Source organism: Stenotrophomonas sepilia, assembly GCF_003244875.1.
GTDB classification, from domain to species: domain Bacteria; phylum Pseudomonadota; class Gammaproteobacteria; order Xanthomonadales; family Xanthomonadaceae; genus Stenotrophomonas; species Stenotrophomonas sepilia.
In genome coordinates this window covers 71345-83273 of record NZ_LXXZ01000049.1, presented here as the reverse complement: position 1 = coordinate 83273, position 11929 = coordinate 71345, and the positions used below count along the sequence as shown (strand labels likewise).

At 67.6% G+C, this 11929-nt stretch carries 11 protein-coding genes; 2 read left to right on the top strand and 9 right to left on the bottom strand.

Annotated elements, in window-relative coordinates; genetic code table 11:
- Window positions 1-11: 11 nt before the first annotated feature.
- From murG to mraZ, 9 genes are read right to left on the bottom strand one after another with little or no spacing between them, the layout of a single operon-like run.
- Window positions 12-1100, bottom strand: a complete 1089-nt coding sequence (gene murG / locus A7X97_RS09550) for an undecaprenyldiphospho-muramoylpentapeptide beta-N-acetylglucosaminyltransferase (RefSeq protein ID WP_088497850.1) — start codon at window positions 1098-1100, stop codon at window positions 12-14.
- Window positions 1097-2416, bottom strand: coding sequence for a putative lipid II flippase FtsW (ftsW, locus tag A7X97_RS09545; protein WP_072167850.1), 1320 nt, complete (start codon window positions 2414-2416; stop codon window positions 1097-1099). Before ftsW ends, murG begins: the two co-directional genes overlap by 4 nt.
- A 1-nt stretch (window position 2417) precedes the next feature.
- Window positions 2418-3503, bottom strand: coding sequence for a phospho-N-acetylmuramoyl-pentapeptide-transferase (mraY, locus tag A7X97_RS09540; protein ID WP_005415291.1), 1086 nt, complete (start codon window positions 3501-3503; stop codon window positions 2418-2420).
- Window positions 3493-4887, bottom strand: coding sequence for a UDP-N-acetylmuramoyl-tripeptide--D-alanyl-D-alanine ligase (locus A7X97_RS09535; protein WP_072167849.1), 1395 nt, complete (start codon window positions 4885-4887; stop codon window positions 3493-3495). Before A7X97_RS09535 ends, mraY begins: the two co-directional genes overlap by 11 nt.
- Window positions 4884-6392, bottom strand: coding sequence for a UDP-N-acetylmuramoyl-L-alanyl-D-glutamate--2,6-diaminopimelate ligase (locus tag A7X97_RS09530; RefSeq protein ID WP_072167848.1), 1509 nt, complete (start codon window positions 6390-6392; stop codon window positions 4884-4886). Before A7X97_RS09530 ends, A7X97_RS09535 begins: the two co-directional genes overlap by 4 nt.
- Complete coding sequence (locus A7X97_RS09525; RefSeq protein ID WP_069139504.1) at window positions 6389-8233, bottom strand: peptidoglycan D,D-transpeptidase FtsI family protein; 1845 nt, start codon at window positions 8231-8233, stop codon at window positions 6389-6391. Before A7X97_RS09525 ends, A7X97_RS09530 begins: the two co-directional genes overlap by 4 nt.
- Window positions 8230-8493, bottom strand: coding sequence for a cell division protein FtsL (gene ftsL, locus A7X97_RS09520; RefSeq protein WP_005415286.1), 264 nt, complete (start codon window positions 8491-8493; stop codon window positions 8230-8232). The genes A7X97_RS09525 and ftsL overlap by 4 nt, the downstream gene beginning before the upstream one ends.
- The gene (gene rsmH / locus A7X97_RS09515) at window positions 8490-9458 is read right to left on the bottom strand and encodes a 16S rRNA (cytosine(1402)-N(4))-methyltransferase RsmH (protein WP_111007855.1); all 969 of its coding nucleotides are present in this window, start codon (window positions 9456-9458) and stop codon (window positions 8490-8492) included. Before rsmH ends, ftsL begins: the two co-directional genes overlap by 4 nt.
- A gap of 14 nt (window positions 9459-9472) precedes the next feature.
- Window positions 9473-9919 (bottom strand): division/cell wall cluster transcriptional repressor MraZ, encoded by a 447-nt coding sequence (gene mraZ, locus A7X97_RS09510; RefSeq protein WP_004143635.1) that lies wholly within the window; start codon window positions 9917-9919, stop codon window positions 9473-9475.
- Between the two features lie 324 nt (window positions 9920-10243).
- Between mraZ and A7X97_RS09505 the strand changes: the two genes are divergently transcribed.
- A complete protein-coding gene (locus A7X97_RS09505) occupies window positions 10244-11032 on the top strand; it encodes an NRDE family protein (RefSeq protein WP_088497848.1) in 789 nt (262 codons plus the stop codon).
- 354 nt (window positions 11033-11386) lie between these two features.
- Window positions 11387-11866 carry a DM13 domain-containing protein gene (locus A7X97_RS09495; protein ID WP_005415283.1) on the top strand — a complete coding sequence of 160 codons (480 nt, stop codon included), beginning with the start codon at window positions 11387-11389 and terminating at the stop codon, window positions 11864-11866.
- The last annotated feature ends 63 nt before the right edge of the window (window positions 11867-11929 follow it).

Genomic DNA, 11929 nt, shown 5'->3' with positions numbered 1-11929 from the left:
GCATGCCTTCTTCATACAGCTTCCTCGAGAATGATATCGGCGATGCGCTCGGCGGCATCGACCTTGGCCAGGGCACGCGCGGCTTGCGCCATCTGCATGCGGCGGGCGGGATTTTCGGACAGATCGCGCAGCAGTGCGGCAATGCCGTCGGCCAGCGTTCCGTCCTGCTTCAGCAACACCGCCGCGCCGCGCTCGACCAGGTACTCCGCATTGCGGGTCTGGTGATCGTCGACGGCAGCGGGGAATGGCACCAGCACGCTGCCGACGCCGGCTGCGCACAGCTCGGCCAGGGTCGACGCACCGGAGCGGCACACGACCAGATCGGCCCAGGCGAAGGCCTCGGCCATGTCGGCGATGAACGGGGTGATTTCCGCCTGCACGCCGGCCTTGGCATACGCCTCGACCGCCTCGGCATGCATCTTCTCGCCACTCTGGTGGCGCACCTGCACCGGCACGCCGGCACCCAGCGCGGCGATCGCTTGCGGCACGCCGGCATTGAGTGCGCGCGCACCCTGGCTGCCGCCCACCACCAGCACGCGCAGCGGGCCGTTGCGGTCGGCGAAGCGCAGTTCCGGCGGAGCGATGGCGGCGATCTCCGCACGCACCGGGTTGCCGACGAATTCCTCGCGCTGGGCGAAGGTGCCCGGGAAACCGGTCAGCAGCCGGCGCGCATAACGCGACAGGATGCGGTTGGTCAGGCCGGGCGCACGGTTCTGCTCATGCACGATCAGCGGCAGGCCATGCAGGCGCGTGGCCATGCCACCCGGGCCGGAGGCGAAGCCACCGAAGGCCACCACCGCACGCGGCTGGCGTTTGCGGATGATCATGCCGGCCGCGCGCAGCGCGCGCATCAGCCGCCATGGAGCCGCCAGCAGCGCCAGCTTGCCCTTGCCGCGCAGGCCGGTGATCGCCAGCGTGTCGATGGCAATGTCGTGCTGCGGCACCAGGCGGGTTTCCATCGCGCCTTCGGCGCCCATCCAGGTGACCGGCACGCCACGCTCGCGCAGCACGCGGGCCACGGCCAAGCCGGGGAAGATGTGACCGCCGGTACCACCGGCCAGGATCATCACCGGGCGCACCTTCTCGTTGGCTGCACTCATGACAGCCTCCCGAAGGTCGGTTCGATGCGCGACTGCAGGCGGCTGGTGCCGCGCGCGGCGTTCGCCGCAGCGGCAGCCGTCGGCTCGGCGCTCACCGGCACGCTGGCGGCCGCCGGCGTGGCGGCGGGTTCCATCGGCTCGGCAGCGGTTTCTTCGGCGCCACCGATGCGCACGGCCTGGCGACGCTCGGCGCGCTTGAGCTCGTAGGACACGCGCAGCAGCAGGCCCATCGCCACGCAGGTCATCAGCACCGACGAGCCGCCGGAGGAGATCAGCGGCAGGGTCAGGCCCTTGGTCGGCAGGATGCCCAGGTTCACGCCGATCGAAACGAAGGTCTGCATGCTGATCCACAGGCCGATGCCGAAGGCGATGTAGCCGGAGAAGTGGCGCTTCATTTCCACGCAGCGCATGCCCAGCCAGAAGGTACGGCCGACCAGCAGCGCGTACAGCGCCACGATCACGCAGGTACCCAGGAAACCGAATTCCTCGGCGGTGACCGAGAAGATGAAGTCGGTATGCGCTTCCGGCAGGTAGTACAGCTTCTGCACCGAATTGCCCAGGCCGACGCCGGTCCACTCGCCACGGCCCACCGCCATCAGCGCGTTGGACAGCTGGTAGCCGTCGCCCTGCTGGTCGGCCCACGGATCCAGGAACGAGGTGATGCGGCGCATGCGGTACGGCTCGATGATCGCCAGCGCGCTCATGCCGACCAGGCCGATGACCACCGGCATCGACATGCGCGGCATGTTCACCCCGCCCAGCACCAGCATGCCGGCGGTGATCGCCAGCAGCAGGGTCGAAGAACCGAAGTCCGGCTGCAGCAGCAGCAGCACCACCAGCGCACCGGCCACGCCCAGCGGCTTGAGCATCGCCGGCCAGGTCGCATTGACCTCGTCGCGGAAGCGCACCAGGTAGCTGGACAGCCAGACGATGTACAGCACCTTCACCGCCTCGACCGTCTGGAACTTGGAGATGCCCAGGTTGATCCAGCGGCGTGCGCCGTTGACCGTGCTGCCCAGGCCCGGCGCGAACACCGCCAGCAGCAGCACGAAGCAGCCCAGCAGCAGCATCTGGTTGTACTGCTCGATGGATTTCAGCTCGGTGCGGGCGGCGATGACCGCCAGCACGATACCCACCGCCAGGAAGATCAGGTGGCGGTTGAGGTAGTAGAACGGGCTGCTCATCAAGGCGATCGAGCTGGACGCCACCATCACCACGCCCACGCCGGTGAGCGCGATGATCGCGCCCAGCAGCCACTTGTCGTAGCTGCCTTCGATGGCTTCAAGGCGTGTTGCCTGGCGGGACAGGTCGTTCATCTCAGCGCACCTTCAACGTGGCCAGGCCGATCAGCACGAGCACGACGGAGATGATCCAGAAGCGCACGATCACGCGCGGCTCCGGCCAGCCCTTCAGTTCGAAATGGTGGTGGATCGGCGCCATGCGGAACACGCGCTTGCCGGTCAGCTTGAACGAGGCGACCTGGATCATCACCGACAGGGTTTCGATGACGAACACGCCACCCATGATCACCAGCACCAGTTCCTGGCGGGTGATCACCGCGATGGTGCCCAGCACCGCACCCAGCGCCAGCGCGCCGATGTCGCCCATGAACACCATGGCCGGATAGGTGTTGAACCACAGGAAGCCCAGGCCGGCTCCGGCGATGGCCGCACAGATGATGACCAGTTCGCCGGCGCCCGGGATCTGCGGGATCTGCAGGTAGTTGGCGAACACCACGTTGCCCGAGGCATAGGCGAACACGCCCAGCGCGCAGGCCACCAGCACGGTCGGCATGATTGCCAGGCCGTCCAGGCCGTCGGTCAGGTTCACCGCGTTGGAGAAGCCGACGATCCAGAAGTAGGCGATGGCCACGAAGCCGATGCCGGCCAGCGGCAGCGCGACCGACTTGAACATCGGGATGTAGAAGGTCAGCGCTGCCGGCACGTCGGCCGTGTAGAACAGGAACAGGCCCGCGGCCAGGCCGAAGATCGACTGCAGCAGGTACTTCCAGCGCGACTTCAGGCCGTTCGGGTCACGGCGGACGATCTTGATCCAGTCGTCATACCAGCCGATGGCGCCGAAGCACAGCATCACCGCCAGCACCAGCCACACGTAGCGGTTGCGCAGGTCGGCCCACATCAGCACCGACAGGGTGATGGTGAGCAGGATCAGCGAACCGCCCATGGTCGGCGTGCCGGCCTTGGAGAAATGGGTCTGCGGACCGTCCTGGCGGATCGGCTGGCCGCCCTTGAACTGGGCGAGCTTGCGGATCATCGCCGGTCCAAGCCACAGCGACAGGAACAGGGCCGTCAGCGCGGCAAGGATGGCGCGGAACGTCTGGTAGTTGAACAGCCCGAACAGGCTCTCCAACTGCTGCAACCATCGAGCCAGTTCATACAACATGCGGGGATTCCTCTCCTTGCGCCAGCAGCGCTTTGACGATCAGGTCCATGGCACTGCCACGGGAACCCTTGACCAGGCAGCGCACACCAGCGTGCAACTCATCCTGCAGCGCCTGTGACAGCGCACCATGGGTAGCGAAATGGCGACCGCCTTCACCGAAGGCGGCCGCAGCGGCGGCACTGAGCGGACCCAGCGCATACAGCCGCTTCAGGCCGGCAGCGCGTGCGCGGATGCCGGCCTGCGCATGCAGCGCCTCGGCGTCCGGGCCCAGTTCGCGCATGTCACCCAGCACCAGCCAGCCCTCTTCCGGGGCGGCGGCCAGGGCATCGATGGCCGCAGCCAGCGAGCCGGGATTGGCGTTGTAGCTGTCATCCACCAGCACCGCGCCGTTGCGCAGCTGATGGGCAATCTGGCGGCCCGGCACCGGCTGCGCTTCGGCCAGGCCGGCGGCAATCAGCGCCAGATCGACACCCGCGGCCAGCGCCAGGCTGGCGGCGGCCAGCGCATTGCTGACGTTGTGGCGACCCGGCAGGCCCAGCACCACGCGGGCTTCGCCGGTCGGTGCGACCAGGGTGAACTGGCTGCCCTGTGCACCGGCGCGGATGTCGCGCGCGGTCACGTCCGCCGAGTGTTCGAGGCCGTAGCGCAGCACGCGGCAACGCGCCGGGGTGCTGATGAAGTGCTGCTCGAACCAGCGGCCATAGGCATCGTCGGCGTTGATCACTGCCACGCCATCGGCCGGCAGCGCGGCATAGATCGCGCCCTTGGTCACCGCCACGCCGAGCAGGCTGCCCATGCGTTCCAGGTGTGCCGGGGCAATGTTGTTGACCAGCGCATAGCGCGGGCGGGCGATGTCGGTCAGGTAGGCGATATCGCCAGGCTTGCCAGCGCCCATCTCGTAGACGGCGTAGTCGGCATCTTCCGGCGCATCGATCACCGCCAGCGGCAGGCCGATCTCGTTGTTGCGGTTACCCGGGTTGGCGTAGACCACCTTGTGCGCGTGCTGGGCCACCTGCTGCAGGATCGACAGCAGCAGGCTCTTCACGCTGGTCTTGCCATTGCTGCCGGTGATCGCGAACACCTCGGTGCCACGGTCACGCTGCATGCCGGTAGCGATCTTCGCCAGTGCCAGCTCGCTGTCGGCCACCAGTACCTGCGGCAGCTCGATCGGCAGCAGCCGCTCGACCAGCAGCGCACTGGCACCGCGCGCCTGCGCGTCGGCAGCGAAGTCATGCCCGTCGAAACGCTCGCCGCGCAGCGCCACATACAGGCTGCCCGGGCCCAGGTTGCGGGTGTCATTGCTGACTGCATCGATGGCCACGTCGTCGCCGTGGATCTCGCCACCGGCCCAGTGTGCGATCAGCGAAAGCAGGGTGCGCTTCATGCGGCGCCCTCCCCGGCCTGTGCCTGCAGAACACCGGCCTTGGCCGCCAGTGCAGCCGCAGCCACTTCGGTGTCGTCGAAGTCATGACGCACGCCATTCACTTCCTGGTACGGCTCATGGCCCTTGCCGGCAATCAGGATGATGTCGCCGGCACCGGCACGCTTCACCGCCAGGCCGATCGCACGCGCGCGGTTGCGCTGCACGGTCACGGCATCGGCGTGCTGGAAGCCGGCCAGGATGTCGGCCACGATCACGTCGCCATTCTCGCCACGCGGGTTGTCGTCGGTGACGATGACCTGGTTGGCCAGGCGCTCGGCAATCGCCGCCATCTGCGGACGCTTGCCTGAATCGCGCTCGCCACCGCAGCCGAACACGCAGAACAGCGTGCCCTGCAGATGGCCGTGCAGGCTGTCCAGCGCCTGCTCCAGCGCGTCCGGGGTATGTGCGTAGTCGACCACCACGGTCGGCAGGCCGTCTTCGCCGCCGAGGCGGTTCATGCGGCCACGGATCGGCTGCAGCGCCGACAGCACTTCGGCGATGCGCGGCAGCGGCTGGCCCTGCGCGTGCAGGGTGCCGGCCACGGCCAGCAGGTTGTCCACGTTGAAGCGGCCCAGCAGCGGCGACTGCACCGCGGCGCGCTGGCTGTCGATGACCAGCTCGAAGGCAATACCGCGCCCATCCAGCTGCAGCGCTTCAGCGCGCACGCTGGCGTCAGCGGCACCGCGCGAGCTCAGGCCGATCGGTTGCACGCCGGCAGGCAGGCCAGCGAACAGCTGGCGACCAAAGGCGTCGTCCAGGTTGACCACCGCCGCCTTCAGGCCCGGGCGATGGAACAGCCGCGCCTTGGCCGCGCCGTAGCTGGCCATGTCACCGTGGTAGTCCAGATGGTCGCGGGTGAGGTTGGTGAACACCGCCACGTCGTAGTGCACGGCATCCACGCGGCCCTGGTCCAGCGCGTGCGAGCTGACTTCCATCGCCACCGCACGCGCACCGGCGTCGCGCAGCTGTGCCAGCAGCGCATGCATCTGCAGTACCAGCGGCGTGGTGAATCCGGTCGGCTCGACCGCACCATAAAGTCCGGCGCCCAACGTGCCGATACTGCCACTGGGCGTTCCGAGCAGGTGCCAGGCCTGGGCCAGCAGTTGCACGGTGGAGGTCTTGCCGTTGGTACCGGTCACGCCGACCATCGCCATCGCCCGTGACGGCGCGCCGTGGAACTGGTCGGCCATCGCCCCCATGCGCGCCCGCAGGCCCGGCACGGCGATCGCATCGGCCGGCGCCGGCAGCTCGGTCGGTGCCGGTGGCTCGAACAGGATGGCGCTGGCACCGGCCGCACGGGCCTGCTCGACAAAGCCCAGGCCATGCGCGCCGAAACCGGCGATGGCGACGAAGGCATTGCCGGGGCGCACGGCGCGGCTGTCCAGCACCAGGCCGGTCAGAACGGGATCATGGCCCGCCAGGGCCACGTCCGGAAGCAACTGCGAAAGCAACATCGAAGGACTCATTGCGTGCCTCCCGTAGCGGGCGGCGTCTGGGCTTGCGCGCTCGGCAGCGCAGCATCGAATTCAGCGGCGGCATCGACCGGCAGCGCGGTCTCGGCCGGCGGTGCGGGCAGGATCGAGGCCGAATGGCCGACCTTGCCCGACTGCTGTGCGGCCAGCCACGACTGCAGGTCGTCCAGCGGCACGTCCATCAGGCGCAGGGTGCCTTCCATCACGTTGTGATAGACCGGCGCCGACACCAGGCCGCCGTAGAACTTGCCGGCCTGCGGATCGTTGATGACGATGACGGTGGCGAAGCGCGGGTTGGTGGCCGGCACCACGCCGGCAAACAGCGCGTTGTAATGCCCGCGCTCGTAACCACCCGGACCGGCCTTGCGCGCGGTGCCGGTCTTGCCGGCCACGCGGTAGCCCAGCACCGCCGCCTGCTTGGCGCCGCCCTGGGTGACCACCGTCTCCATCATCGCCACCACCTGCCTGGCGACGTTTTCATCGATGATCTGCTGGCCTTCGTTGCGCTGGCCCTTGACGAAAGTCGGCGCGATAAGGCGCCCGCCGTTGGCCAGTGCCGAGTACGCGGTGGCAATCTGCAGCGGCGTGACCGACAGGCCATAGCCGTAGGACATGGTGGTCTTGGTGGTCCCCGACCAGCGCGCCGGACGCATCACCACACCGGCCGATTCACCCGGGAACCCGCTGTGCGGCGCCGAGCCATAGCCGAAGCGGCGCACGCCGTCGTAGAAGGTCTGGTCCGGCATCTTCGCCGCAACCTTGGCTGCACCCACGTTCGAACTGCGGGTGATCACGCCGGTCACGTTCAGCACGCCGTTGTTGCGTGGCACGTCGCGGATGGTGAAGCGACCCAGCGTCATGTAGCCCGGGTTGGTGTCGATGATGGTGTCCTTGGTCACCACACCGGCCTGCAGCGCGGTGGCGATGGTCAGCGGCTTCATCGTCGAACCCGGCTCGACCAGGTCGGTCACCGCGCGGTTGCGGCGCGTATCAGGGATCGCGCCGGTCAACGAATTCGGGTTGTAGGTCGGCAGGTTGACCATGGCCAGGATCTCGCCGGTGGTCACGTCCATGATCACCATTGAACCGCCGGCCGCCTTGTTGGCCACCAGCGCGTTGCGCAGTTCCTTGAAGGCCAGGTACTGGATGCGGCGGTCGATGCTGAGGGTCAGGTCCTTGCCCGGCTCAGCGGCACGCAGCAGATCGCTTTCGACGGTCTCGCCCTTGCGGTTGCGGATCACCCGCTTCGCACCGGGCTTGCCGCGCAGCCATTCGTCGAAGGCCAGTTCCAGGCCTTCCTGGCCGCGATCATCGATGTTGGTGAAGCCCAGCACGTGCGCCATCGCCTCACCCTGCGGGTAGAAGCGGCGGAACTCGCGCTGCGCGGCCACGCCCGGAATCTTCAGCGCGACCACCTTCTCCGCCTCGTCCGGATTGATCCGGCGACGCAGGTACATGAATTCCTTGTCCGACTTCTGCGACAGGCGGCTGCTCAGCTCATCCACCGACATGCCGACCGCCTGGGCCAGCTCGGGGATGCGTTCGGGCGAACGCAGCAGGTCCTGCGGGTTGACCCAGATCGAGGCAACCGGCGTGGACACCGCCAGCGGCTCGCCGTTGCGGTCGGTGATCATGCCGCGCGAAGTCTTGATCGGCAGCTCGCGCAGGTAGCGGGCCTCACCCTGGCGCTGGTAGAAGTCGCTGTTGATGATCTGTACGTAGGCCGCGCGGCCGACCAGCGACACCGAGCACAGGCCAAGCGCCAACGCCACCCAGCGCAGGCGCTGGCGCAGGTTGAAGGCATTGCGTGGACGGTTGCGACCGGCCTTGCTCATGGGCGCACCACCACGATGTCGGCGGCCTCGGGGAACTTCATGCCGAGCTTTTCGCGGGCGATGCGATCGACACGGTTGGCTTCGGCCAGCGTGGCCTGCTCCAGCTGCAGACGGCCGAATTCCAGGTTGATGTCATCGCGCTTGCGCTCGGCGCGCGACAGCTCGATGAACGTCTGCCGATGACGGTGACGCACGAACACGACGCCGATCGCCGAGGCCACGGTGCAGGCCAACAGGATGATCAGCAGCAGCCGGCTCATGCGTCGGCCTCCCGCTTCTGGGCCACGCGCAGCACGGCGCTGCGGGCGCGCGGGTTGGCGGCCAGCTCTTCGTCGGTGGCCTTGATGGCCCCACCGATCAGGTCCAGCGTCGGCACGAACGCAACGGCCTCGGGCAGGCGGCGGTTGGCCGGCGGCGCCTTGGCCAGGCGGTTCATGTACTGCTTGACGATGCGGTCTTCCAGCGAGTGGAAGCTGATCACCGCCAGACGGCCACCGGGCTTGAGCCGTTCCACCGCCGCATCGAGCCCCGCTTCCAGGTCTGCCAGCTCGCGGTTGATGTGGATGCGGATGGCCTGGAAGCTGCGCGTGGCGGGATGGATCTTGTCCTTTCCACGCGGCATCACCGAGGCGATCAGCTCGGCCAGTTCGGCGGTGCGGGAGAACGGCTGCTTCTCGCGGCGGGCCACGATGGCGCGGGCGATGCGCCGGCTCTGGCGCTCTTCGCCGTAGGTCCACAGCACATCGGCGATCTCGCGCTCTTCCACGCGGTTGATCCACTGCGCAGCGCTTTCACCGCTGTCCGGGTCCATGCGCATGTCCAGCGGGCCGTCCTTGCCGAAGCTGAAGCCACGTTCGGCCACATCCAGCTGCGGCGACGACACGCCCAGGTCGAACAGCACGCCGTCCAGGCCTTCGGCCGTCGCATCCCACTGCAGCAGCTGGGCGAAGCTGCCACGGAAGATGGACACGCGCGGATCCGGCGCGAAATCGCGCTCGGCAACGGCGATGGCGTCCGGATCCTTGTCCATGACCAGCAGGCGCCCCTCGGGACCGAGCTGGGTGAGCACGCCACGTGCATGACCGCCACGACCGAACGTGCCATCCAGATAACGTCCGTTTTCGATCACCCTCAGGCCTTCAAGGACCTGGGTGTACAGGACCGGCAGGTGCACCGCCGGCGACTGCGACACCGGAAGGTGACCGGCCTGCGCTTCTGGGCGCATCCGGGCACCCCGGCTCACAACTTCAGGTCGAGCAACCCATCACCCAGATCCTCGTCAGACAATGTCTGCTGGATCAGGGCCCGATGCGCCTGCTCGCTCCACAATTCGAACTTGTCGCCCATACCGAGCAATACCGCCTTCTTCTCAATGCCCACCGCACCGCGGTGGCTGGCGGGGATGCTGATGCGACCGTTGCCGTCCAGCTCCAGATGGGCGGCCGAGCCGACCAGCTTCTGCTGCAACAGGCGCACGACGCGCTGGGTGTTGGGCTTGGACATCACATCGTCGCGGACCCGTTCCCATTCCGACTCTGCGTACAGCCACAGGCAGCCGGCTTCGAACGGGTTGTAGGTCAGCACGAGACGGTTGTTGCTGGCGCGCGCGACGAGGTCGCGGTAAGCGGTGGGAACCGCCATGCGCCCCTTGTCGTCAACTGTGATGGCCGTCTCGCCCTGGAACACGACGCCTGCACCTTGTCCTTCGCCCGGTGAAACATTGAACCACGAAAACCCACAAAACACCCGGATTTCCCTCTGATGCCCACCTTAGCAGCGGGCCGAGGGTTGTCAACAACTTTTCAGCAGGGAAATCGCCAGCCGCATCAATGGCTTGCAACAACCTTTAGAGACTTGTTCAAGGCTTATCCACAAGTTGCTGATCCGTCTCAATTTTTGAGATTGAACGGAAGTTCAGGGGCGTGGACGGGGTGTGAAACATCGGCCGCGCATTCATCCGAGCCGTGCCGGAAACGGCGCCGGACTGCGCAAACGGTGCACAATGAGGCCATGTGCCTGCTTGCTCTTGGCTGGATGCACCACCCGCGCTGGCGGCTGGTGATGACCGGCAACCGTGATGAGTTCCACGCCCGCCCCACCGCGGCGCTGGCCACCTGGCAGGATGAGACCTCCGTCATCGGAGGACGCGACCTGCGCTCCGGCGGTGGCTGGGCCGGAGTCGGCGCCTCGGGCCGGATGGCGGTGGTCACCAACGTCCGCGACCCGCTGGCGGCCCAGACCGGACCGTCGCGAGGCGCGCTGGTGGCCGACTTCCTGCGCGGCCGCGACCCGGCCGCCGTGCATATCGACCGCTTGGCGACCGTGGCTGGCGCCTACGCCCCGTTCAATCTCCTGCTGGCCGATAGCGACAGCCTGGAGTACCTGGGCAACCATCCCGCCGAACGGCAGACGCTTGGCCCGGGCGTACACGGCATGTCCAACGGCGCGCTGGACGCGCCCTGGCCGAAGACCCGCAGGTTGATGGCGGCCCTTGAAGCCTGGCTGCAGGAAGACGGGGTCAGATCCCTTTCGCAACGCGAAAGGGATCTGACCCCGGACCTGACCCCGCTCTGGAATGCCTTGGCCGATGAACACCGCCCCGCCGACAGCGACCTGCCCGACACCGGCATCGGCCTGGAACGCGAGCGCTGGTTGAGCCCGGCCTTCATCCGCGGCGACGACTACGGCACCCGCGCCAGCACCGTGCTGCTGATCGACGCCGACGGCCACGGCGAGATCCACGAACGCCGCTTCGGCCCGCAGGGTGCACCGAGCGGACAAAGCCACGTCATTTTCTGACCCGGTCATGACGGCCCCTGGCCGGATGCTCTTGGCGGGGGTAGTGCCGGCCGCTGGCCGGCAGCCTTTGGATGCTCGGATTCGCCATGACGCTGCCGGCCAGCGGCCGGCACTACCCGCAGCTTGCTGTCGCGATCCACGTGACGGCGGTCGCCATCGCAGCGGGCTTGAAACGTCATTCAGCTTCCAGCCGCGACCGCAATGTGCCTGTGCCACAGGGGTTCCGGCATTCCAGCCCGCCCACTGTGTCCTTTTCGCATTTGGCACTGTGTCTATAAATGTCGGCCCTGACCTCCCAGGGTGGTCGCGCCCGGCATCACGCCGCGCGATCGACCGCAACCACAAGGAGGCCCCATGCGCCGCATCCTCATCCTGCTCGCCACCCATCTGCTCACCCTCGGCCTGGGCTTCGGCCTGGGCGTCTATCTGCTGCCGATCCTGATCGCCCCCGATGACCCGCCGGTCGCCCAGGTACAGGCCGCAATGAAAGACGCCACCTACCGCACCACCTTCCGCCGCGACCTCAAAGGCAGCGATGCGGTGCACTGGGCCGAAGGCAAGGTCAGCGTCAGCGCCACCCAGGTCGCCTTCGACGGGAAGATGGGACCGGGCCCGGATTACAAGGTCTATCTGGTTCGCGATTTCGTCGACAACAAGGCCGACTTCCTGAAGATCAAGGCGCAGGCCCAGCGCATCGGCGAGGTAAAGACCTTCAACCGCTTCCTGGTCGAGGTGCCCGCGAACGTGGACGTGGACGACTACACCACGGTGGTGGTGTGGTGCGAGCGCTTCTCGCAGTTCATTTCCGCCGGGCAGTACCGCACGCCGGGCTGAGGACCGCGCGACGTCGAGGTAGTGCCGGCCGCTGGCCGGCAGCACTCTGTCCGCCACTGCTGG

Bases quoted from the DNA above. Each gene is read 5' to 3' on its own strand.
- ftsW (WP_072167850.1), bottom strand. From the start codon at position 2,416: ATGAACGACCTGTCCCGCCAGGCAACACGCCTTGAAGCCATCGAAGGC.
- A7X97_RS09525 (WP_069139504.1), bottom strand. From the start codon at position 8,233: ATGAGCAAGGCCGGTCGCAACCGTCCACGCAATGCCTTCAACCTGCGC.
- A7X97_RS09535 (WP_072167849.1), bottom strand. From the start codon at position 4,887: ATGAAGCGCACCCTGCTTTCGCTGATCGCACACTGGGCCGGTGGCGAG.
- murG (WP_088497850.1), bottom strand. From the start codon at position 1,100: ATGAGTGCAGCCAACGAGAAGGTGCGCCCGGTGATGATCCTGGCCGGT.
- A7X97_RS09505 (WP_088497848.1), top strand. From the start codon at position 10,244: ATGTGCCTGCTTGCTCTTGGCTGGATGCACCACCCGCGCTGGCGGCTG.
- A7X97_RS09495 (WP_005415283.1), top strand. From the start codon at position 11,387: ATGCGCCGCATCCTCATCCTGCTCGCCACCCATCTGCTCACCCTCGGC.
- rsmH (WP_111007855.1), bottom strand. From the start codon at position 9,458: ATGCGCCCAGAAGCGCAGGCCGGTCACCTTCCGGTGTCGCAGTCGCCG.
- A7X97_RS09530 (WP_072167848.1), bottom strand. From the start codon at position 6,392: ATGAGTCCTTCGATGTTGCTTTCGCAGTTGCTTCCGGACGTGGCCCTG.
- ftsL (WP_005415286.1), bottom strand. From the start codon at position 8,493: ATGAGCCGGCTGCTGCTGATCATCCTGTTGGCCTGCACCGTGGCCTCG.
- mraY (WP_005415291.1), bottom strand. From the start codon at position 3,503: ATGTTGTATGAACTGGCTCGATGGTTGCAGCAGTTGGAGAGCCTGTTC.